This is a genomic window from Mycobacterium sp. MFM001, assembly GCF_003402475.1.
Classification (GTDB): domain Bacteria; phylum Actinomycetota; class Actinomycetes; order Mycobacteriales; family Mycobacteriaceae; genus Mycobacterium.
In genome coordinates this window covers 615,490-635,756 of the sequence record NZ_BFAB01000001.1, presented here as the reverse complement: position 1 = coordinate 635,756, position 20,267 = coordinate 615,490, and the positions used below count along the sequence as shown (strand labels likewise).

20 protein-coding genes, 1 tRNA gene and 2 pseudogenes are annotated in these 20,267 nt (G+C 67.1%); 16 read left to right on the top strand and 7 right to left on the bottom strand.

Annotation, left to right across the window (positions count from 1 at the left end; translation table 11 throughout):
* Nucleotides 1-23 precede the first annotated feature (23 nt).
* The gene (locus MFM001_RS24580; RefSeq protein ID WP_192886830.1) at nt 24-200 is read left to right on the top strand and encodes a hypothetical protein; all 177 of its coding nucleotides are present in this window, start codon (nt 24-26) and stop codon (nt 198-200) included.
* A gap of 40 nt (nt 201-240) precedes the next feature.
* Complete coding sequence (locus tag MFM001_RS03060) at nt 241-1,347, top strand: hypothetical protein (protein ID WP_116373373.1); 1,107 nt, start codon at nt 241-243, stop codon at nt 1,345-1,347.
* Between the two features lie 18 nt (nt 1,348-1,365).
* Here MFM001_RS03060 and MFM001_RS24740 read toward each other — a convergent pair.
* Together MFM001_RS24740 and MFM001_RS24735 are read right to left on the bottom strand one after the other, a co-directional pair.
* Nucleotides 1,366-1,479: pseudogene (locus tag MFM001_RS24740) on the bottom strand (DivIVA domain-containing protein); the annotation flags it as partial.
* Nucleotides 1,480-1,509: 30 nt separating this feature from the next.
* Nucleotides 1,510-1,650 (bottom strand): annotated as a pseudogene (locus MFM001_RS24735) (DivIVA domain-containing protein); the annotation flags it as partial.
* Nucleotides 1,651-1,797: 147 nt separating this feature from the next.
* On the opposite strand from MFM001_RS24735, the gene lipE reads away from it, so the two are divergent.
* Nucleotides 1,798-3,039, top strand: coding sequence for a lipase LipE (gene lipE, locus MFM001_RS03050; RefSeq protein ID WP_116373369.1), 1,242 nt, complete (start codon nt 1,798-1,800; stop codon nt 3,037-3,039).
* A 3-nt stretch (nt 3,040-3,042) separates the two neighbouring features.
* Here lipE and MFM001_RS03045 read toward each other — a convergent pair whose 3' ends face one another.
* The 4 genes from MFM001_RS03045 to MFM001_RS03030 all read right to left on the bottom strand — a co-directional run bounded on the left by MFM001_RS03045 (nt 3,043) and on the right by MFM001_RS03030 (nt 4,300).
* A complete protein-coding gene (locus MFM001_RS03045) occupies nt 3,043-3,411 on the bottom strand; it encodes a type II toxin-antitoxin system VapC family toxin (RefSeq protein WP_116373367.1) in 369 nt (122 codons plus the stop codon).
* Nucleotides 3,408-3,647, bottom strand: coding sequence for a type II toxin-antitoxin system Phd/YefM family antitoxin (locus MFM001_RS03040; protein WP_116373364.1), 240 nt, complete (start codon nt 3,645-3,647; stop codon nt 3,408-3,410). The genes MFM001_RS03045 and MFM001_RS03040 overlap by 4 nt, the downstream gene beginning before the upstream one ends.
* Nucleotides 3,648-3,689: 42 nt before the next feature.
* Nucleotides 3,690-3,776, bottom strand: a tRNA-Ser gene (locus tag MFM001_RS03035).
* A 20-nt stretch (nt 3,777-3,796) separates the two neighbouring features.
* Nucleotides 3,797-4,300 carry a MarR family winged helix-turn-helix transcriptional regulator gene (locus MFM001_RS03030; RefSeq protein WP_116373362.1) on the bottom strand — a complete coding sequence of 168 codons (504 nt, stop codon included), beginning with the start codon at nt 4,298-4,300 and terminating at the stop codon, nt 3,797-3,799.
* A gap of 66 nt (nt 4,301-4,366) precedes the next feature.
* On the opposite strand from MFM001_RS03030, the gene MFM001_RS03025 reads away from it, so the two are divergent.
* On the top strand, nt 4,367-5,350 hold the full coding sequence (locus MFM001_RS03025) for an NAD(P)H-quinone oxidoreductase (RefSeq protein ID WP_192886829.1): 984 nt from the start codon (nt 4,367-4,369) through the stop codon (nt 5,348-5,350).
* Here MFM001_RS03025 and MFM001_RS03020 read toward each other — a convergent pair.
* Complete coding sequence (locus MFM001_RS03020) at nt 5,339-6,535, bottom strand: cysteine desulfurase-like protein (RefSeq protein ID WP_116373358.1); 1,197 nt, start codon at nt 6,533-6,535, stop codon at nt 5,339-5,341. The two genes, MFM001_RS03025 and MFM001_RS03020, sit on opposite strands and share 12 nt — an antisense overlap.
* A gap of 109 nt (nt 6,536-6,644) precedes the next feature.
* Between MFM001_RS03020 and MFM001_RS03015 the strand changes: the two genes are divergently transcribed.
* From MFM001_RS03015 to MFM001_RS02960, 12 genes are all read left to right on the top strand, one after another.
* The gene (locus MFM001_RS03015; RefSeq protein WP_116373356.1) at nt 6,645-8,579 is read left to right on the top strand and encodes a DUF6541 family protein; all 1,935 of its coding nucleotides are present in this window, start codon (nt 6,645-6,647) and stop codon (nt 8,577-8,579) included.
* Nucleotides 8,580-9,110 (top strand): bacterial proteasome activator family protein, encoded by a 531-nt coding sequence (locus MFM001_RS03010; protein WP_192886841.1) that lies wholly within the window; start codon nt 8,580-8,582, stop codon nt 9,108-9,110. It begins immediately after the preceding gene.
* A gap of 10 nt (nt 9,111-9,120) precedes the next feature.
* Entirely contained in the window at nt 9,121-9,912 is a 792-nt protein-coding gene (locus tag MFM001_RS03005) for an ABC transporter ATP-binding protein (protein ID WP_116373352.1), read from the top strand.
* The gene (locus tag MFM001_RS03000; protein ID WP_116373350.1) at nt 9,909-10,796 is read left to right on the top strand and encodes a glycosyltransferase; all 888 of its coding nucleotides are present in this window, start codon (nt 9,909-9,911) and stop codon (nt 10,794-10,796) included. The genes MFM001_RS03005 and MFM001_RS03000 overlap by 4 nt, the downstream gene beginning before the upstream one ends.
* Nucleotides 10,793-11,623, top strand: coding sequence for an ABC transporter permease (locus tag MFM001_RS02995; RefSeq protein WP_116373348.1), 831 nt, complete (start codon nt 10,793-10,795; stop codon nt 11,621-11,623). The genes MFM001_RS03000 and MFM001_RS02995 overlap by 4 nt, the downstream gene beginning before the upstream one ends.
* A 97-nt stretch (nt 11,624-11,720) precedes the next feature.
* Complete coding sequence (locus MFM001_RS02990; protein WP_116373346.1) at nt 11,721-11,915, top strand: CsbD family protein; 195 nt, start codon at nt 11,721-11,723, stop codon at nt 11,913-11,915.
* A 108-nt stretch (nt 11,916-12,023) separates the two neighbouring features.
* Entirely contained in the window at nt 12,024-12,509 is a 486-nt protein-coding gene (locus MFM001_RS02985; protein ID WP_116373344.1) for a GreA/GreB family elongation factor, read from the top strand.
* A 26-nt stretch (nt 12,510-12,535) separates the two neighbouring features.
* Nucleotides 12,536-12,958, top strand: a complete 423-nt coding sequence (locus tag MFM001_RS02980) for a GtrA family protein (protein ID WP_116373342.1) — start codon at nt 12,536-12,538, stop codon at nt 12,956-12,958.
* 32 nt (nt 12,959-12,990) lie between these two features.
* Nucleotides 12,991-14,346 (top strand): FAD-binding oxidoreductase, encoded by a 1,356-nt coding sequence (locus tag MFM001_RS02975; protein ID WP_116373340.1) that lies wholly within the window; start codon nt 12,991-12,993, stop codon nt 14,344-14,346.
* Nucleotides 14,347-15,111 carry a decaprenylphospho-beta-D-erythro-pentofuranosid-2-ulose 2-reductase gene (locus MFM001_RS02970; protein ID WP_116373338.1) on the top strand — a complete coding sequence of 255 codons (765 nt, stop codon included), beginning with the start codon at nt 14,347-14,349 and terminating at the stop codon, nt 15,109-15,111.
* Nucleotides 15,112-15,113: 2 nt separating this feature from the next.
* Nucleotides 15,114-17,006 carry a galactan 5-O-arabinofuranosyltransferase gene (locus MFM001_RS02965; RefSeq protein ID WP_116373336.1) on the top strand — a complete coding sequence of 631 codons (1,893 nt, stop codon included), beginning with the start codon at nt 15,114-15,116 and terminating at the stop codon, nt 17,004-17,006.
* Nucleotides 17,006-20,224 (top strand): arabinosyltransferase domain-containing protein, encoded by a 3,219-nt coding sequence (locus MFM001_RS02960; protein WP_116373334.1) that lies wholly within the window; start codon nt 17,006-17,008, stop codon nt 20,222-20,224. Before MFM001_RS02965 ends, MFM001_RS02960 begins: the two co-directional genes overlap by 1 nt.
* The last annotated feature ends 43 nt before the right edge of the window (nt 20,225-20,267 follow it).

Here is a 20,267-nt window from a genome sequence, read left to right as displayed (position 1 = left end):
CCTGAACCCGGGAACACTCGGTTATGTCCAACTACCGAGTGATCAACCCGCACGGCGAGGTCGTCGCCACCAAAGACATCGAAAGCGCCGACGACGCGCACGCCTGGTTCGTCGACCAGAAGGCCGAGAAGGACGAGCTCGGCTGGCGAATGGAAGTCAACATCGACGGCGAATGGCGGTTCTTCGAACACACCGAGTGAGCCCGTTTGTCCGCCGACCGTGTGGGCAACCCAACCAGGCATGGATTCCGAACGCTTCCGCCCGCTGCTGAACACCAAAGGGCCGTTCGCATCGGTCTACTTCGAGGACACCCACGACACCCAGGACGCCGAGACCCAGCTCGAGCTGAAGTGGCGCGCTGTGCGGGAACAGCTCGCCGAGCAGGGACTCAGCGACGCGGTGACAGCCGATATCGAACGCGCCGTGATGGATCTGCGCCCGCCGATCGGCCGCAGCGGGCGCGGCATAGTCGCCGGCGCCGACGGCGTCGTCCTCAACGAGCATCTGCTGCGCCCCACCGCCGCCCCGGTGGTCCGGGTCTCGGAACTGCCCTACATCGTGCCGATCGTCGAGCACGGCTTCGACAACCCGGCCTATGTGCTGGTGGCCGTCGACCACACCGGCGCCGACATCACCGTGCACGTCGAGGGCACGCTCCGCTCGGAAACCGTTGACGGCGGCGGCCATCCCGTGCACAAGGCGTCGGGGGCCGAGACCGCCGGATACGGCGATCCGCAGCTGCGTACCGACGAAGCGGCCCGCAAGAACCTGCGCGCGGTCGCCGACCGTGTCGCGGAGTTGGTCGACGACGCCAGCGCGGACGTCGTTTTCGTGGTCGGCGAGGTGCGGTCGCGCTCGGATCTGTTGACGACGCTGGCCGACCGGGTCAAGGCGCTGGCGGTGCCGCTGGAGGTCGGCGCGCGGCACAGCGGCCACGACTTCGATGAGGTGCAGGACGCGATCGAGCAGGAGTTGCTCAAGCGGCGGCTGGCGGTCCTCGACGACGCCGCCCAGCGTTTTGCGGCCGAGATCGGCAGGCAGTCCGGGCTGGCCGCCGAAGGGCTAGGGCCGGTGTGCTCGGCGCTGCGCCAAGGCGCGGTGGAAACGCTGATCATCGGCGACATCGGCGACGAAACGGTGGTCTCCGACCAGGACCTGACGACCGTCGCACCCAACGCGAATGTGCTCTCCGAGCAGGGCGCCGCGGCCGATCGCACGCTGCGGGCCGACGAGGCCCTGCCGCTGTTCGCGGTTTCGGTCGGCGCGTCGCTGGTTCGCACGGACGAACGCATCGCGCCGGCGGACGGCGTAGGTGCTGTGCTGCGCTACGCACCGACGCTGCACTGATGCTCACCGTCGCTGTTGCAACTGCTCCTCGATGCGATCCAGGAATGCGTCGACCTCGTCTTCGTTGTAGCCGCGCTTGCCGATGGGCGGCTTGTTGAACACCACACTGCGGACATCTGCGGGCGTGAGAATGCCGGCCGACGGATTTCGCAGTGCTTGCTCGACGCGGTCGAGAAACGCGTCGACGTCGTCTTCGTTGTAACCACGCTTCCCGATGGGCGGCTTGTTGAACGCCACATTGCGGACATCCTCGGCCGTAAGCCCAGCGTGCGGCGCGACGCTGGATGCCGGCTGGTCACGCATCTGTTCGAGCGGCGGTGCCTCGTAAGCCCACCCGGGCGTCGTCTCCGCGGGCCGACGCTTCCTGAACAACGGCATGGCACCCCTCCCTGCGGCGAAATAACGAGAGCGTACGTCCGCGCCGCGACCGCCACGCCGTAACCTCGCGGCATGGGCAATTCCGAAGGCTCGATTCGCGTCCCGGCCGATCTCGACGCCGTCACCGCGGTCGGTGACGAGGACCAGTCCGGGGTCGACCCCGCGGCGGTCGAGCGCATCTGGCAGGCGGCCCGCTACTGGTATCAGGCGGGGATGCATCCCGCGATTCAGCTGTGCCTGTGGCGCGACGGCAAAGTGGTGCTCAACCGTGCGATCGGGCACGCCTGGGGCAGCGGCCCCACCGATCCGCCCGACGCCGAGAAGATTCCCGTCAAGACAGACACCCCGTTCTGCGTGTACTCGACGGCCAAGGCGATCACCGCGACCGTGGTGCACATGCTGGTCGAACGCGGCCACTTCTCGCTCGACGACAGGGTGTGCGACTACATTCCGACCTACACCAGCCACGGCAAGGACCGCACCACGATCCGCCACGTGCTGACGCACAGCGCAGGTGTCCCGTTCCCGACCGGCCCCAGGCCGGACCTCAAAAGGGCCGACGACCACGAGTACGCGCAGGAACAGCTGGGCAAGCTGCGGCCGCTGTACCGGCCGGGGCTTATCCACATCTATCACGCGCTGACGTGGGGTCCGCTGATGCGCGAGATCGTCTATGCCGCTACCGGCAAGGACATCCGGGAGATTCTGGCCGCCGAGATCCTCGACCCGCTGGGCTTCCGCTGGACCAATTTCGGTGTTGCAGAACAGGATCTCCCGCTCGTCGCACCCAGCCACGCCACCGGCAGGCAACTACCCGCCCCGATAGCAGTAGCCTTCCGCAAGGCGATCGGCGGTACGGTGCACCAGATCATCCCGCTTTCCAACACACCGATGTTCCTCACCACGGTTGTCCCGTCATCCAACACGGTGTCGAACGCCTACGAGCTGTCGCGTTTCGCCGAAATCTGGCGCCGCGGAGGCGAACTCGACGGGGTTCGGGTCATGCGGCCCGAGACGTTGCGTGGTGCGGTGCGCGAATGCCGGCGTCTGCGACCGGATGTGGCGACCGGAGGGGCGCCGCTGCGCTGGGGCACGGGATTCATGCTGGGCTCCACCAGGTTCGGGCCGTTCGGCCGCAACGCCCCCGCAGCATTCGGCCACTTAGGTCTGGTCAACTGCGCCATCTGGGCCGATCCGGAGCGCAAGCTGGCGGCGGGCCTGGTCAGCAGCGGCAAGCCCGGCAGGGACGTTGCGCCCAAGCGCTACACGGCGCTGATGGACCTCATCGCCGCCGAGATCCCGCGGGTGCGGTGAGCTTCACACACAGACGACTGGATAAGCCTGCAGCCGAGTGTCTGTTGTCACCAGGTCTAAGCGTTCGGCGATCGCCTGGGCGATGAGCATCCGATCGAAGGGATCTCGGTGGTGCCAGGGCAACTCGCCCAGAGTTTCGGCATGTGTTGCGGTGAAAGGCAATTCATAAATGCCCGCCTCATGCAGCGCCTCGTGCAAGCCGGGAGCTTTCAGCTTTCCCAGCGAGGCCTTGATCGCAACTTCGGCGACGGTGACAGCGGAGACGAAGAGCTCGTTGTCAGGTTCCGCGATCATCGTTCGATGAGCCGGTGAGAGCTTCCTGTCGTCAGCGAGCCACCAAAGTAAAACGTGAGTGTCGAGGAGCCCCCTCATGCCCCATACCAGTCGCGTGCATCGGAGGCCGAGAAATCGTCGAAGTCAGGCGCGATCTTGATTTTGCCCTTCAACAGGCCCGGTTTTCGCTCGACCCGGTCGGGCCTGTAGGGGACCAGGCGCGCGACAGGCCGGCCGTGCCGACTGATGACAATCTCGTCTCCGGCTTCTGCACGGGCGAGCAGGCGCGAAAAGTTTGTCTTCGCGTCGTAGACGTTGACGGTGTCGGCGACCATGAGGACAGCATATTGGACCAGACCAGGTCTGACCAGATTCAGCGGTGGCGGAGGGATTTGAACCCCCGGACGGTTTTAGCCGTCTCTCGCTTTCAAGGCGAGTGCATTAGGCCGCTCTGCCACGCCACCGCCGACAAGCGTAACGGGGGTCAGAGCTTCGATGACCGGCCGGACAGTTTCAGCGCGGTGCTTATGCGCCGGCAGTTCTCGCCCATCGCGGTGATCTGCGACCGCGACAACTGGCCGAGGAAGTAGGTCCGTACACCCTGCGCATAGGTGGCCATCGCCTGGTGGACCGCCGTCCTGCCGTCGTCGGTGATGGCGGCCACCACGCCGCGCCGGTCGTCGCGGCTGGCCTCGCGCCGCACCAACCCCTGAACCTCCAGGCGACGGATCTGCCGGGTCAGCCGGCTCGGCAGCGACGGCAGTGCCTCGGCCAGATCCCCCATCCGGGCCGACCCGGCGGGCGCGTTGTCGAGCATCTCCAGCACTCGGACGTCGAACAGCGACAGCTGGTGTGCGTCGGTCAGTCGGCGGTTGAGCGTCGCATACATCCGCAACGCCGAATCCATGAAGTTCTGCCACGACTTCTGTTCAGCGATATCCAACCCGGGCATCGCACTGGCTGTCCGGCCGTCGATGAGGCCGCCCATGACGTCATGCTATGCGACACAGCGCCTTTGGAACAGCCGGAATTCGCAGGTAGTAGCGTGGCGGCCATGCATGCGATCGTTGCCGAATCTGCCGATCAACTCCTGTGGCAGGAGGTCGGTGACGCCAAACCGGGCCGCGGCGAGGTGCTGGTCAAAGTCAGCGCCGCTGGCGTCAACCGGGCCGACGTGCTGCAGGCCGCCGGTCACTACCCGCCGCCGCCGGGCGCCAGCGAGTTGCTCGGCATGGAGGTGTCGGGGGTGATCGCCGAGGTGGGTGAGGGCGTCACCGGCTGGTCGGTCGGGCAAGAAGTCTGCGCTTTGCTGGCGGGCGGCGGCTACGCCGAATACGTCGCTGTTCCCGCTGGTCAGCTTCTGCCGATTCCGGACGGTGTCGACCTGCTCGACGCCGCCGGGCTGCCGGAAGTGGCGTGCACGGTGTGGTCGAACCTGGTGTTGACGGCGCATCTGGGCGAGGGCCAGCTAATCCTGATCCACGGCGGGGCCAGCGGCGTCGGCACCCACGCCATCCAGGTGGCCCGGGCGCTGGGCGCGCGGGTCGCGATCACCGCCGGCTCGCCGCCCAAGCTGGAGCTCTGCCGCGAACTGGGCGCCGAAGTGACGATCGCCTACCGCGACGAGGACTTCGTTTCCCGGGTCAAGGACGCAACCGACGGAGGGGGCGCGGACGTGATCCTCGACATCATGGGCGCCGCCTACCTGGACCGCAACATCGACGCGTTGGCCAGCGACGGCCAGCTGGTGGTCATCGGCATGCAGGGCGGCGTCAAGGGCGAACTCAACCTCGGCAAGCTGGTCAGCAAACGGGCACGGGTAATCGGAACGGCGTTGCGGGGCCGTCCCGTCGACGGCCCCAACGGCAAGAGCGTCGTTGTTGCCGCGGTGGTGGAGTCGGTGTGGCCGATGTTTGCCGACGGTCGCGTCCGGCCCGTCATCGGCGCGCGGATGCCGATCCAGGAGGCCGCCGAGGCGCATCGGATGCTGTCGTCGGGCCGGGTGACCGGCAAGATCGTGCTGACGCTAGCCGAGTGAGGCCAGCGCCCGCACCAACTGGTCGACTTCGGCCATCGTCGAGTAATGCGCCAGCCCGACCGTCACCGCGCCGCCGACATCGTTGACGCCGATCACGTCGAGCACCCGCGAACTGGCATTGGAGATCGCTAGAATTCCGTTGTCCGCCAACCGTTGTACCACCCGCTCGGCGGGCACCTCGTGCACGGCGAAACTGACCACCGGTATGCGCGACTCGGGCTGGCCGATGACCACCACCAACGGCAGCGAGCGCAGCGACGTCATCAGGTAGTCGAAGATCTGGTTCATGTACGACGCGGCGGATTCCATTGACACGACGAGTCTTTCGCGCCTGGTGCCGTGTGCCGACTCGTCCAGCGAGGCCAGGTATTCGATGCTACGGACCAAACCACCCAGCAGCCCGTACTGGTGCACGCCGAGCTCCAGGCGCGCCGGACCGGTGGCGTGCGGATTCGTCGACACCGAGCCGAACGAATTGATCAGCGCCGGATCGCGAAACACCAACGCCCCGACGGGCGGACCGCCCCACCCGACCGCGTTGACGGCCACCACGTCGGCGTCGATCTCGTTGATGTCGATCAGTCGGTACGGTGCGGCCGCCGAGTGGTCGACGACCACCAAACCGCCGACGTCGTGGATCAGTTTGGTCACTACGCGCAGATCGGTGATGGTGCCCAAGGTCCCCGACGCCGACGTCACGGCAACCAATCGCGTCGACTTGCCGATCAGACTCTCCCACTGCCAGGTCGGCAGCTCACCGGTCTCGATGTCAACCTCAGCCCAGCGCACCTTGGCGCCGAATCGGTTTGCTGCGCGCAACCACGGCGCGATATTCGCCTCGTCGTCGAGACGGGTGACGATCACCTCGTAGCCCAGCCCTGCTCGCGACGACGATGCGTCGGCCAGCGATGCCAGCAAAACCGCGCGATCGGCACCCAGCACCACGGCCCGCGGGTCGGCGTTGACCAGATCGGCCACCGCCTGACGCGCTGCCTCCAGTACAGCGGCGCTGCGCTGCGCCGACGGATGCGGACCGGCGGGGCTGGGGAACGAGCCGCGGAACGCCGTCGACACGGTGGTGGCCACCGAGTCCGGGATCAGCATCCCGGCCGGCGCGTCGAAGTGCACCCAACCGTCACCCAGCGACGGGTGTAGTCCGCGCACCCGGGCGACGTCGTATGCCATGCCAGCCACCTTAGAGTTCCCGCAATTCCGCAAACCGCGACAGTAGCGGGGCGCCCAGATACGTCCCCGCCGTCCCGAGCCAGGTCACCCGGCCAGCCATACTAGTCCAGTGGGGCTGACCTTAGGAACGCTGATCGCGTTGTTTTTGCTGATAGTGCCGGGGGCAATCGTCGCACGCAGCGCTCAGCTAACTTGGCCCATCTCGATCGTGGTTGGCCCGGCACTGACTTACGGCGTTATCGCGCTGGCTATCATCCCGTTCGGCGCCGTCGGAATCCCTTGGAACGCTTGGACTGCGCTGGCCGCCCTGGCCGTCGTCACCGTGGTGGTGGCCGGTTTGCGGGTGCTGCTGGCCCGCTACCGAGATACCGAAGGGGAATCACGAGCCGTTACGGGCTGGCCGGCCGCCACAGTGGCGGCCGGTGTGCTGCTGGGCGTGCTGTTGATCTGGTACGCGGCGCTGCGCGGCATTCCGCACTGGCAATCAATCCCCAGCACCTGGGACGCGGTCTGGCACGCCAACACCGTCAAGTTCATCCTCGACACCGGGCAGGCCTCGTCGACCCACATGGGCGAGTTGCGCAACGTGGAGACCCACGCCCTGCTGTATTACCCGTCGGCGTTTCACGCGCTGGCCGCGGTGGACTGCCAGCTGACCGGCGTGGCGGCCACCACCGGCTACACCCTGAGCTCGCTGGCGGCGGCGATCTGGCTGTTTCCGGTCAGCGCTGCGGTGCTCACCTGGCGGGTGCTGCGCACTCACACCAGCGAGTGGCACACCGCCGGGGCAGCCGCCACCGCGGCGGCGCTCTCGGCGTCGTTCACCGCGGTGCCCTACGTCGAGTTCGACACCGCCGCGATGCCCAACCTGACCGCCTACGGGCTCGCGGTGCCCGCGTTCGCGTTGATCACCTCCACGCTGCGGCACCGCGACCGCATCCCCTTGGCGGTGCTGGCGCTGGTGGGCGTCTTCTCGGTGCACATCACCGGCGGCGTCGTCGCCGTGCTGTTGCTGGCGGCGTGGTGGCTGCTGGAGGCACTGTGGCATCCGGTGCGCGGGCGCCTTGCCGACGTGTGGACTCTGGCCGCCGTCGCGGTGCCGACCGCCCTGGTGCTGCTGCCGCAGTTCTGGGCCGTCAAGCAGCAGGAAGACATCATCGCCGGCCACTCGTTTCTGACCTACCTGTCCAAGAAGCGCGGACTGTTCGACGCGGTGTTCCAGCACTCCCGCCACCTCAACGACTTTCCGGTGCAGTACGCCCTGATCCTGGTCGCGGCCGTCGGCGGGATCGTCCTGCTGGTTCGCAGGATCTGGTGGCCGCTGGCGGTATGGCTGCTGCTGATCGTGATGAACGTCGACGCCGGCACCCCGCTGGGCGGCCCGATCGGAGCGCTGGCCGGTGCGTTCGACGAGTTCTTCTACAAGGATCCGCGCCGGATCGCGGCGGCGACGACGCTGCTGTTGATGCTGATGGCCGGAGTCGGGCTGTTCACCGTCGTCGCCCTCGTGGCCCGGCGGCTGCCCTCCCCGGCGTCGGCCTGGCTCACCGCCGCTCTGCTGCTGGCAGTCGTTCTGGTCAGCACCTGGCATTACTTTCCGCGGCACCGGTTTCTGTTCGGCGACAAGTACGACTCGGTGATGGTCGACCAGCGGGATCTGGAGGCAATGGCGTATCTGGCCAGGCTTCCCGGCGCCCGCGACACCCTGATCGGCAACGGCAACACCGACGGCACCGCCTGGATGTACGCAGTGGCCGGCCTGCACCCGCTGTGGACACACTACGACTACCCGCAGCAGCAGGGCCCCGGCTACCACCGGTTCAACTTCTGGGCCTACGCCGACGACGCCGACACCGATCCGCGGGCCGCCGAGGCGATTCGGGTACTCAATATCCGCTACGTCCTGACCAGCACGCCGACGGTCCGGGGGTTCGCAATGCCCGACGGGCTAGTCTCACTCGAGAAGTCCAAGTCGTGGGTGAAGATCTATGACAACGGCGAAGCCCGGATCTTCGAGTGGCGCGGCCACTCCGACAACTTCTGAATCATGACGAGGATGGTGACTGCATTGAGTACCGACAACAGCGACGACAACGTCGAGATCATCGGCGTCGACCCGCGGCTGATGACCGAGCGGAGCGACGACGACGATGACCAGTCGCTGACCGACCTGGTCGAGCAGCCCGCCAAGGTGATGCGGATCGGCACGATGATCAAGCAGCTGCTCGAGGAGGTCCGCGCCGCACCGCTCGACGACGCCAGCCGCAACCGGCTGCGCGAGATTCACGCCACCAGCATCCGCGAGCTCGAAGAGGGCCTGGCGCCGGAGTTGCGCGAAGAACTCGACCGGTTGACGCTGCCGTTCAGCAACAACACGCCGTCGGACGCCGAACTGCGGATCGCCCAGGCTCAACTGGTCGGCTGGCTGGAAGGCCTGTTCCACGGGATCCAGACGGCATTGTTCGCCCAGCAGATGGCCGCCCGCGCGCAACTCGAGCAGATGCGCCACGGCGCCCTGCCACCGGGGGTAAGCCGGGGCGGACACGGTCAGTCGGGCACCGGGCAATACCTGTAAGCAGACATCCGTGGCAGCACCCCACATCGAGACGCACAACGCGTGGGTGGAGTTTCCCATCTTCGACGCCAAGTCGCGCTCGCTGAAGAAGACCTTCCTGGGCAAGGCCGGCGGCACGATCGGACGCAACACCTCCAACGTCGTCGTCATCGAGGCGCTGCGGGACATCACTCTCTCGCTGGAGTTGGGTGACCGGGTGGGGCTGGTCGGGCACAACGGTGCCGGGAAATCGACTCTGCTGCGGCTACTTTCGGGCATTTACGAACCCACCCGCGGCTCGGCGTCGGTCACCGGCCGGGTGGCGCCGGTCTTCGATCTCGGCGTCGGAATGGACCCGGAGATCTCCGGCTACGAGAACATCATCATCCGCGGGCTGTTCCTCGGGCAGACGCGACGGCAGATGTTGGCCAAGGTCGACGAGATCGCCGAGTTCACCGAACTCGGTGACTACCTGTCGATGCCGCTGCGCACTTACTCCACCGGGATGCGGGTGCGGCTGGCGATGGGTGTGGTCACCAGCATCGACCCGGAGATCCTGTTGCTCGACGAGGGCATCGGCGCGGTGGACGCCGAGTTTTTGAAGAAGGCTCAGACCCGGCTGCAGCGCCTGGTGGAGCGCTCCGGAATCCTGGTATTCGCAAGCCATTCCAACGAATTCCTGGCGCGGCTGTGCAAGACCGCGATGTGGATCGACCACGGCACCATCCGGATGACCGGCGGCATCGAGGACGTCGTGCGCGCCTACGAGGGCGAGGACGCCGCCCGGCACGTGCGCGAGGTGCTCGACGAGGTTCCCCAATGATCTGCGCCGTCGTCGTTACCCATCGGCGCCCCGACGAACTGGCCAAATCGCTGGACGTGCTTGTTACGCAGACCCGGTTGCCGGATCACCTGATCGTGGTCGACAACGCCAACGAGGACCGGGTGCGCGAGCTGGTGACCGGCGAGCCGATCCCGACGACGTATCTAGGGTCGCGCCGAAACCTCGGCGGCGCAGGCGGTTTCGCGCTCGGTATTCTGCACGCGTTGGCCTTGGGCGCCGACTGGGTGTGGCTGGCCGACGACGACGGCCACCCGGCCGACAGCCGGGTGCTGGCCACGCTGCTGGCGTGCGCCGAAAAGCACGGCCTGGCCGAGGTTTCGCCGATGGTGTGCAACGCCGACGACCCGGCACGGCTGGCGTTCCCGCTTCGCCGGGGCTTGGTGTGGCGCCGGTTCGCGGCCGAGCTGCGCACTGCTGAGGGACAGGACCTGTTGCCGAGCATCGCATCGTTGTTCAACGGCGCGCTTTTCCGAACGTCGGCGTTCGACGTGATCGGGGTGCCCGACTTGCGGCTGTTCGTCCGCGGCGACGAGGTGGAGATGCACCGCCGGCTGGTGCGCTCCGGGCTGGCATTCGGGACCTGCCTGGACACCGCCTATCTGCACCCCTGCGGCTCGGCGGAGTTCAAGCCGATCCTGGGCGGGCGAATGCACACCCAGTATCCGGAAGACCCGGCCAAGCGGTTCTTCACCTATCGCAACCGCGGCTATCTGCTGGCGCAGCCGGGTCTTCGCCGGCTGCTTCTGCAGGAGTGGCTGCGGTTCGGCTGGTTTTTCCTGGTATCCCGCCGCGACGTCAAAGGGCTCGCGGAGTGGATTCGGTTGCGGCGCTTGGGCCGTCGAGAAAGGTTCGGCAGGCCATGACAATCACGGATGTCGCGGCGCAATCCAAGACGCTAACCCGGGCCTGGCGGGATCTGGTTGACGGGTTCGCTCGTCGCGAGCTGTGGCTGCACCTGGGCTGGCAGGACATCAAGCAGCGGTATCGCCGCTCGGTGCTCGGGCCGTTCTGGATCACGATCGCGACCGGCACCACCGCCGTCGCGATGGGCGGCTTGTATTCCAAGCTGTTTCATCTCGAGTTGGCGGTGCACCTGCCCTACGTCACGCTCGGGCTGATCGTCTGGAACCTGATCAACGCCGCGATCATGGAAGGCGCCGACGTGTTCGTCGCCAACGAGGGCCTGATCAAGCAGTTGCCGGCGCCGCTGAGTCTGCACGTCTACCGGCTGGTGTGGCGGCAGGTAATCCTGTTCGCGCACAACATCGTCATCTACGTCGTGATCGCGATCATCTATCCCAAACCGTGGTCGTGGGCCGACCTGTCGGTGATTCCCGCGCTGGGGCTGATCGTGCTCAACGCGGTATGGGTGTCACTGTGTTTCGGCATCCTGGCGACGCGCTACCGCGACATCGGCCCGCTGCTGTTCTCCGTCGTGCAGCTGCTGTTCTTCATGACGCCGATCATCTGGAACGACGACACGCTGCGGCAGCAGGGCGCGGGACGGTGGGGCCAGATCGTCGAGCTCAACCCGCTGCTGCACTACCTCGACATCGTGCGCGCCCCGCTGCTGGGCGCCCATCAGGAGCTCCGGCACTGGGCGGTGGTGCTGGTGCTGACGGTCGTGGGTTGGATTTTCGCGGCGTTCGCCATGCGGCAGTACCGCGCACGCGTGCCGTACTGGGTGTAACGCGTCGCGAGATCGCTGCCAGGGCTGCGGTTCTGGGCGGCGGTTGAGTGGACCCGCCTGCGGGTATCCGATTGACACGACGGACGGAGGGCTGACCATGGGTGCCACCGACAAGGCCAGGAACAGGCTGCAGGAGCTTCGCGGCAAGGCGAAGGAAAACATCGGCCGTGTGACCGGTAACCGCAGGCTGGAAAATCGGGGCATAGCCGATCGAGGCAAATCGGAGCTGAGGAGCGCCGGCGAGAGGATCAAGGACGTGTTTCGCGGACGCCGCGGCCATCGTCTCTCTTGACCGCGAAACGCCACCACGCCGATTCGCTGTAGGAATAATCGGACCAAACAACAATCGAGGCGCTCCGGGCTCGCAATCGCCGCTGCGCCCTGAGGACAGGTGCGAAGGGTGAGCGAGGAAGTCGAATCCACGGGGCTTTCCGATGAGTCGCGCGAACGCATTACCGCGGAGTTGGACCGGCTCCGGGAACGGCGCGAACGCCTCGAGGTCGAAGTCAGAAACGACCGCGGCAGCGTCAGCGACCACGCCGACGCCGCCGACGCCATCCAGCGCGCCGACGAGCTCGCCGGCCTCGACGAGCGGATCATCGAACTCGACCGGCTGCTGCGGACCGGGCCGTCGCCGCAAAACGGAACGGGCGCGCTGCCCGGCGGCACCGAGGTGACCGTGCGGTTCGACGACGGTTCGGTGGTGACCATGCACGTGATCTCCGTCGTCGAAGAAACCCCCGTCGGCCGGGAAGCCGAGACGCTGACGGCGGGCAGCCCGCTGGGCATGGCGCTGTCCGGCCGCAAGCCGGGAGACAAGGTCACGTACACGACACCGGCCGGCGAAAGCCAGGTCGAGCTGCTCGACGTCAAATACCCGACGTAGCCCACCCGGGCCGTAGACTCCCCGCGATGGCCGAGATCGCCCCGCCGCGCGCGCACCTGAGTCTGACCACGCAGGTGTGGCGGTTCGTCGTCACCGGCGGGCTGTCCGCGATCGTCGACTATGGGCTCTACACGCTTCTCGATTTGGTGGCGCACGTGCAGATCGATGCCGCCAAGGCGACCAGCTTCGTTGCCGGCACCATCACCGCCTACCTGATCAACCGCCGCTGGACGTTCCAGGCAGAGCCGAGCACCGCCCGATTCGTCGCAGTTATGGTGCTCTACGGAATCACCTTCACCGCGCAGGTCGGGCTCAACCATGTGTGCCTGGAGCTGTTCGAGTACCACGAGCACCCGTGGGCGAGGCCGGTCGCCTTCGTGATCGCGCAGGGTACGGCCACCGTGATCAATTTCATCGTGCAGCGCTCAGTGATCTTCCGGCTGCGCTGACGCCGCCCGCCCAGGCGGTACCCTCTTTGACGATGTTGACGACCAAACGGCTCACAGGCTGGGGCCGCACCGCTCCCTCGGTAGCCACAGTGCTTTCCACCCGCGACACGGACGAGATCGCCAAGGCGGTGGCCAACGCGGGCGACCGCGGCGTGATCGCCCGCGGGCTCGGCCGCTCCTACGGCGACAACGCGCAAAACGGCGGCGGGCTGGTCATCGACATGACGGTGCTCAACCGCATCCATTCGATGGACGCGGACACCCACCTGGTCGACGTCGACGCCGGGGTCAACCTGGACCAGTTGATGAAAGCCGCCCTGCCGTTCGGGCTGTGGGTGCCGGTGCTGCCGGGCACCCGGCAGGTCACCGTCGGCGGCGCGATCGCCTGCGACATCCATGGCAAGAACCACCACAGCGCGGGCAGCTTCGGCCAGCATGTCCGGTCCATGGATCTGCTGATGGCCGACGGCACCATTCGCCGCCTGACGCCCGACGGCGACGACGCCGAGTTGTTCTGGGCAACCGTGGGCGGCAACGGGCTGACCGGCGTCGTGCTGCGTGCCACCATCGAGATGACCCCCACCGAGACGGCATATTTCATCGCCGACGGCGACGTCACTGCCGGCCTCGACGAGACCATCGCTTTCCACAGCGACGGCAGCGAGGCCAACTACACCTATTCGTCTGCCTGGTTCGATGCGATCAGCGCACCACCGAAGTTGGGTCGCGCGGTGATCTCGCGGGGGTCGCTGGCCACCGTTGAGCAGCTGCCGAAGAAGCTGCAGAAAAACCCGCTCAAATTCGATGCGCCGCAATATTTTACGATGCCCGATATCTTTCCCAACGGCTTGGCGAACAAGCCGATCTTCGGCACGCTGACCGAACTCTGGTACCGCAAGTCCGGAACCTATCGCGGCAAGGCACAGAACCTCACGCAGTTCTACCATCCGCTGGACATGGTCGCCGAGTGGAACCGGGCTTACGGCCCGGCTGGTTTCGGGCAGTACCAGTTCGTCGTGCCCGTCGAAGCGGTCGAGGAATTCAAGGGCATCATGTACGACATCCAGCGCTCGGGTCACTACTCGTGGCTCAACGTCTTCAAGCTGTTCGGGCCGGGTAACCAAGCACCGCTGAGCTTCCCGATTCCTGGTTGGAACGTCTGCGTCGACTTCCAGATCAAGCCTGGCCTCAATGAGTTCCTCAACGAACTCGACCGCCGCGTCCTGGAATTCGGCGGCCGGCTGTACACCGCGAAGGATTCCCGCACGACCGCGGAGATGTTCCATGCCATGTATCCGCGCATCGACGAGTGGATTGCGGTGCGCCGCAAGGTCGATCCGACCGGAGTGTTCGTATCCGACATGGCCCGACGTTTGGAGCTGCTGTAGATGGTCTTTGACGCCGTAGGTAATCCGCAGACCATCCTGCTGCTCGGGGGAACGTCCGAAATCGGCCTGGCGATCTGCGAGCGCTACCTGCAGAACGCACACGCCCGAATTGTGTTGGCCTGCATGCCAGACGACCCCGGTCGCGACGACGCGGTCGCGCAGATGAAGTCCGCCGGCGCCAAGGCGGTCGAGGTGATCGACTTCGACGCGGTCGACACCGACAGTCACCCCAAGGTGATCGAGCAGGCCTTCGCCGACGGCGACGTCGACGTCGCGATCGTCGCGTTCGGGCTGCTCGGTGACGCCGAAGAACTCTGGCAGAACCAGCGCAAGGCCGTGCAGATCGCCGAAGTCAACTACACCGCAGCGGTTTCGGTGGGCGTGCTGCTCGGCGAGAAGATGCGCGCCCAGGGCTTCGGCCAGATCATCGCGATGAGCACGGTGGCCGGCGAACGGGTCCGGCGCTCCAACTTCGTCTACGGCTCCACCAAGGCCGGACTGGACGGCTTCTACCTCGGCCTCGGTGAAGCGTTGCGCGAGTACGGCGTTCGGGTGCTGGTCATCCGGCCCGGCCAGGTGCGGACCCGGATGAGCGCCCACATCAAAGAAGCGCCATTGACCGTCGACAAAGAATACGTCGCCAACCTCGCGGTCACCGCATCCGCGAAAGGTAAGGAATTAGTTTGGGCGCCAGGAGCATTCCGCTATGTGATGATGGTGTTGCGACACATTCCGCGGCCCATCTTCCGCAAGCTACCCATCTGAGCATGCGGAACGCGCTGGCCACCATCGGCCAGATGCTGCTCGCTGCCGCGGTGGCCGTTGCGGTCGCGGTGATCTCGCTGCGAGCCATCGCCAGCGTGAACTGGCCGGCCTACCCGTCGTCGAACCAACTGCACGCGCTGACCACAGTGGGCCAGGTCGGCTGCCTCGCCGGACTGGTTGGCGCAGGCTGGCTTTGGCGGCGCGGCACAGCGCGCTGGCTGGCACAGCTGGGCGGGCTGGTCTTCGTGTCGGCGTTTTCGGTGGTGACGCTGGGTATGCCGCTGGGCGCCACCAAGCTCTACCTGCACGGCATTTCGGTCGACCAACAGTTCCGCACCGAATACCTGACCCGGCTCGCCGACAGCTCGGCGCTGGCCGACATGACCTACAAAGGCCTGCCGCCGTTCTACCCGCCGGGCTGGTTCTGGATCGGTGGACGCGTCGCCGCGCTGACCGGAACACCGGCCTGGGAGATGTACAAGCCGTGGGCGATCACGTCGATCACGATCGCGGTGGCGGTGGCGCTGGTGTTGTGGTGGCGGATGATCCGCTTCGAGTACGCGCTGATCGTCACCGCCGCCACCGCCGCGGTGACGCTGGCCTACAGCTCCCCCGAGCCGTACTCGGCGATGATCACGGTGCTGCTGCCGCCGGTGCTGGTCCTGACGTGGTCGGGCTTGCGGGCCGCCGAACGTGCGGCTGGCCGCACGGCCGAGGTCGACGGTGCGGCTGGCCGCACACTCGCGCACGGGTGGGCGGCCGTGGTCGGCGCCGGGATCTTCCTCGGCTTCACCGCCACCTTCTACACGTTGCTATTTGTGTTCAGCGCGTTCACCGTGACCCTGATGGCGGTATTGGTGGCGGCCTCCCGGCGGCGTATCGACCCGCTGATCCGGCTGGCCGTCATCGCCGTCATCGCCGCCGCCATCGGGGCGACCACCTGGCTGCCGTTCGCGCTGCGCGTCGCGCGTGACCCGGTCAGCAACACCGGCAGCGCCTTCCACTACCTGCCGGCCGACGGCGCCGAGCTGACCTTCCCGATGCTGCAGTTCACCCTGCTGGGCGCGCTGTGCATGCTGGGCACGCTGTGGCTCGTGGTGCGGGCCCGCACGTCGACGCGGGCCGGCGCCCTGGCGATCGGCGTCGTCGCCGTCTATTTGTGGTCGCTGCTGTCGATGCTCACCACGCTGGCCAGGACCACGCTGCTGTCGTTCCGGCTGCAGCCGACGCTGACCGTGCTGCTGGCCGCCGCCGGGGCGTTCGGCTTCATCGAGGGCACCCGCGCGCTGGCCGGACGCAGCCGCGCCGTCGTGCCGGTGGCAGTCGCCCTCGGGCTGGCCGGGGCGATCGGCTTCAGTCAGGACATTCCCGGCGTGCTGCGCGCAGACATCACCATCGCCTACACCGACACCGACGGCCACGGCCACCGCGGCGATCGCCGTCCGCCCAGCGCCGAGAAGTACTATCCCGCCATCGACGCCACCATCACCCAGCTCACCGGTCAGCCGCGCGACGAAACCGTCGTGCTCACAGCCGATTACAGCTTCCTGTCCTACTACCCGTACTGGGGCTTCCAGGGGTTGACGTCGCACTACGCCAACCCGCTGGCGCAGTTCGACAAGCGAGCCGCGGCAATCAAGGCGTGGTCGAAGCTCAAAGCGGCCGACCAGTTCGTCCACGCTCTGGACACCCTGCCCTGGCAGCCGCCGACCGTCTTTCTGATGCGCAAAGGCGCGAACGACACCTACACGCTGCGGCTGGCCGAAGACGTCTACCCCAACCAGCCCAACGTGCGTCGCTACACGGTGGACTTCAAAGCCGCCCTGTTCGCCGACCCGCGCTTCACCGTCAAAGACATCGGCCCCTTCGTGCTGGCCGTCCGGACCGCGCGCTGATGGCCACCGAAACCGCCCAGACCGGGCAACTAGCATCTAGCCCCGTGAGCGACACGGGAGCAAACTATCGGGCCGCCCGCGTCGTCGCCGTCGTCGCCGGTCTGCTCGGCACGCTGTTGGCGATCGCCACCCCTTTTCTGCCGGTCAAACAGACCACCGCCGAACTGAACTGGCCGCAAAACGGTGTGCTGGCCAGCGTCGAAGCACCGCTGATCGGCTACGTGGCCACCGATTTGAACATCACCATTCCGTGCCAGGCCGCGGCGGAGCTGACCAAAACCAAGACGGTGCTGTTGTCCACCGTGCCCAAGCAGGCCCCGAAAGCCGTCGACCGCGGCCTGTTGATCGAGCGGGTCAACGACGACCTGCTGGTCATCGTGCGCAACACACCGGTGGTGGTGGCGCCGCTGAGCCAGGTGCTGAGCCCCGCCTGCCAGAAGCTGACCTTCACCGCGCACGCCGACAAGGTCACCGGCGAATTCGTCGGGCTACGCCAAGGACCCAACGCCGAGCACCCGGGTGAGCCGCTGCGCGGCGAACGCGGCGGCTACGACTTCCGGCCGCAGATCGTCGGCGTCTTCACCGACCTGTCCGGGCCGGCGCCGCCCGGCCTGCAGCTGTCGGCGACGATCGACACCCGCTACAGCAGCGCCCCGACCTGGCTGAAGCTGGGCGCGATGATCCTCGGCGTCGCGTTGACCATCGCCGCGCTGGTTGCGCTGCACATCCTGGACACCTCCGACTCCACCCAGCACCGCCGGTTCCTCCCGCCGCGCTGGTGGTCGATCAGCGGGCTCGACGCGCTGGTCACCGCGGTGCTGGTGTGGTGGCATTTCGTCGGGGCCAACACCGCCGACGACGGCTACATCCTGACCATGGCCCGGGTGTCCGAGCATGCCGGATACATGGCGAACTACTACCGATGGTTCGGCACGCCGGAGGCGCCGTTCGGTTGGTACTACGACCTTCTGGCGCTGTGGGCGCACGTCACCACCGCCAGCATCTGGATGCGGCTGCCCACCTTGCTGATGGCGCTGGCCTGCTGGTGGGTGATCAGCCGCGAAGTCATCCCCCGGCTCGGGGATGCCGTCAAGCACAGCCGCACCGCAGCGTGGACGGCCGCCGGCGTGTTCCTGGCGTTCTGGCTGCCGCTGAACAACGGGCTGCGGCCGGAGCCGATCATCGCGTTGGGCATCCTGCTCACCTGGTGCTCGGTGGAGCGGGCGGTGGCCACCAGCCGGCTGCTGCCGGTGGCGGTCGCCTGCATCATCGGCGCGCTGACGCTGTTCTCCGGGCCGACCGGTATCGCGTCGATCGGCGCGCTGCTGGTGGCGATCGGGCCGCTGCGCACGATCCTGCACCGCCGCACCAAACGCTTCGGCGTGCTGCCGCTGGTTGCCCCGATCCTGGCCGCGGTGAGCGTCACCGTGATCCTGATCTTCCGGGACCAGACGTTCGCGGGCGAGATCCAGGCGAACATGCTCAAATCCGTTGTCGGACCGAGCCTCTCCTGGTTCGACGAGCACATCCGCTACGAGCGGCTGTTCATGGCCAGCCCCGACGGGTCGGTGGCCCGCCGCTTCGCGGTGTTGGCGTTGCTGGTCGCGCTGGCGGTGTCGGTGGCAATGTCGTTGCGCAAGGGGCGAATTCCGGGCACCGCCGCGGGTCCCAGCCGGCGCATCATCGGCATCACGATCATCTCGTTCATCGCGATGATGTTCACTCCCACCAAGTGGACCCACCATTTCGGGGTGTTCGCCGGGCTGGCCGGCTCGCTGGGAGCGCTCGCCGCCGTCGCGGTGACGGCAGCAGCGATGCGCTCCCGGCGCAACCGCACCATGTTCGCCGCGCTGGTGCTGTTCGTGGTGGCGCTGTCGTTCGCCAGCGTCAACGGCTGGTGGTACGTCTCGAATTTCGGTGTGCCGTGGTCGAATGCGTTCCCGGAGTGGCGATTCGGCTTCACTACCGTGCTACTGGGACTGACCGTCGTGGTGCTGCTTGCCGCGGCGTGGTTCCACTTCGTCAACAACGGCGACTCGGGACGCGCGATGCCGCGAATCATGCAGTCCCCGTTGGGCATTGCCGCCTGGTTCCTGGTCTTCTTCGAGGTACTGTCGCTGACGCTGGGGATGACCGACCAATACCCTGCATGGTCGGTGGGCCGTTCGAATCTGCAGGCGTTGACCGGCAAGACCTGCGGGATGGCCGAGGACGTGCTCGTCGAGCAGGACCCGAACGCAGGCATGCTGACGCCGATCGGGGCGCCGCTCAACGAGTCACTGGGCGCCGCCTTCGCAGAAGGCTTCGACCCCAACGGCATTCCCGCCGACGTGTCGGCCGACCCGGTGATGGAACGGCCCGGCGACCGCAGCTTCGTCAACGACGACGGGATGGTCACCAGCAGCGAGGCCGGCACCGAAGGTGGGACGACGGCCGCACCGGGCATCAACGGCTCACGGGCACGACTGCCCTACAACCTCGACTCGGCCCGCACCCCGGTGCTCGGCAGCTGGCGTTCGGGCGTACAGGTGCCGGCGCTGCTGCGGTCGGCGTGGTATCGGCTGCCGCCTCGTGACGAAGCCGGGCCACTGCTGGTCGTGTCGGCGGCGGGCCGATTCGACCCCGGCGAAGTGCAGGTGCAATGGGCCGGCGATGACGGAAAGCCCGCCGGCTCAATGGGATTCGCCGACGTCGGGGCTGCGCCGGCGTGGCGCAACCTTAGGGCGCCACTGGCGGCGCTGCCGGACAGCGCCACCCAGGTGCGGGTGGTGGCCACCGACGACGACCTGGCGCCGCAGCACTGGATCGCCTTGACACCGCCACGGATTCCGCGGCTGCGCACGCTGCAGCAGGTGGTTGGCTCGACCGATCCGGTACTGCTGGACTGGCTGGTCGGGCTGGCGTTTCCCTGCCAGCGACCGTTCGGTCATCAAAACGGCGTCATCGAGGCGCCGAAGTGGCGGATCCTGCCGGACCGGTTCGGCGCCGAAGCCAACTCGCCGGTGATGGACAACAACGGCGGCGGGCCGCTGGGCGTCACTGAGTTGCTGGACCGCGCGACAACCGTGCCGACCTATCTGAAGGACGACTGGTCGCGTGACTGGGGCGCGCTGCAGCAGCTGACCCCGTACTACCCGGATGCGACGCCGGCCCGCCTGGATCTGGGCTCGGCCACCCGCAGCGGGCTGTGGAGTCCCGCACCGCTACGCAAGACCTGACCGTCGTGTTGCACTGCGCGACGGCCTCTTTCGCGCGAGCCGG

Coding starts and splice junctions, on each gene's coding strand:
- MFM001_RS24580 (WP_192886830.1), top strand. CDS start 24: ATGTCCAACTACCGAGTGATCAACCCGCACGGCGAGGTCGTCGCCACC.
- MFM001_RS03060 (WP_116373373.1), top strand. CDS start 241: ATGGATTCCGAACGCTTCCGCCCGCTGCTGAACACCAAAGGGCCGTTC.
- lipE (WP_116373369.1), top strand. CDS start 1,798: ATGGGCAATTCCGAAGGCTCGATTCGCGTCCCGGCCGATCTCGACGCC.
- MFM001_RS03045 (WP_116373367.1), bottom strand. CDS start 3,411: ATGAGGGGGCTCCTCGACACTCACGTTTTACTTTGGTGGCTCGCTGAC.
- MFM001_RS03040 (WP_116373364.1), bottom strand. CDS start 3,647: ATGGTCGCCGACACCGTCAACGTCTACGACGCGAAGACAAACTTTTCG.
- MFM001_RS03030 (WP_116373362.1), bottom strand. CDS start 4,300: ATGGGCGGCCTCATCGACGGCCGGACAGCCAGTGCGATGCCCGGGTTG.
- MFM001_RS03025 (WP_192886829.1), top strand. CDS start 4,367: ATGCATGCGATCGTTGCCGAATCTGCCGATCAACTCCTGTGGCAGGAG.
- MFM001_RS03020 (WP_116373358.1), bottom strand. CDS start 6,535: ATGGCATACGACGTCGCCCGGGTGCGCGGACTACACCCGTCGCTGGGT.
- MFM001_RS03000 (WP_116373350.1), top strand. CDS start 9,909: ATGATCTGCGCCGTCGTCGTTACCCATCGGCGCCCCGACGAACTGGCC.
- MFM001_RS02995 (WP_116373348.1), top strand. CDS start 10,793: ATGACAATCACGGATGTCGCGGCGCAATCCAAGACGCTAACCCGGGCC.
- MFM001_RS02990 (WP_116373346.1), top strand. CDS start 11,721: ATGGGTGCCACCGACAAGGCCAGGAACAGGCTGCAGGAGCTTCGCGGC.
- MFM001_RS02980 (WP_116373342.1), top strand. CDS start 12,536: ATGGCCGAGATCGCCCCGCCGCGCGCGCACCTGAGTCTGACCACGCAG.
- MFM001_RS02975 (WP_116373340.1), top strand. CDS start 12,991: ATGTTGACGACCAAACGGCTCACAGGCTGGGGCCGCACCGCTCCCTCG.
- MFM001_RS02970 (WP_116373338.1), top strand. CDS start 14,347: ATGGTCTTTGACGCCGTAGGTAATCCGCAGACCATCCTGCTGCTCGGG.
- MFM001_RS02965 (WP_116373336.1), top strand. CDS start 15,114: ATGCGGAACGCGCTGGCCACCATCGGCCAGATGCTGCTCGCTGCCGCG.
- MFM001_RS02960 (WP_116373334.1), top strand. CDS start 17,006: ATGGCCACCGAAACCGCCCAGACCGGGCAACTAGCATCTAGCCCCGTG.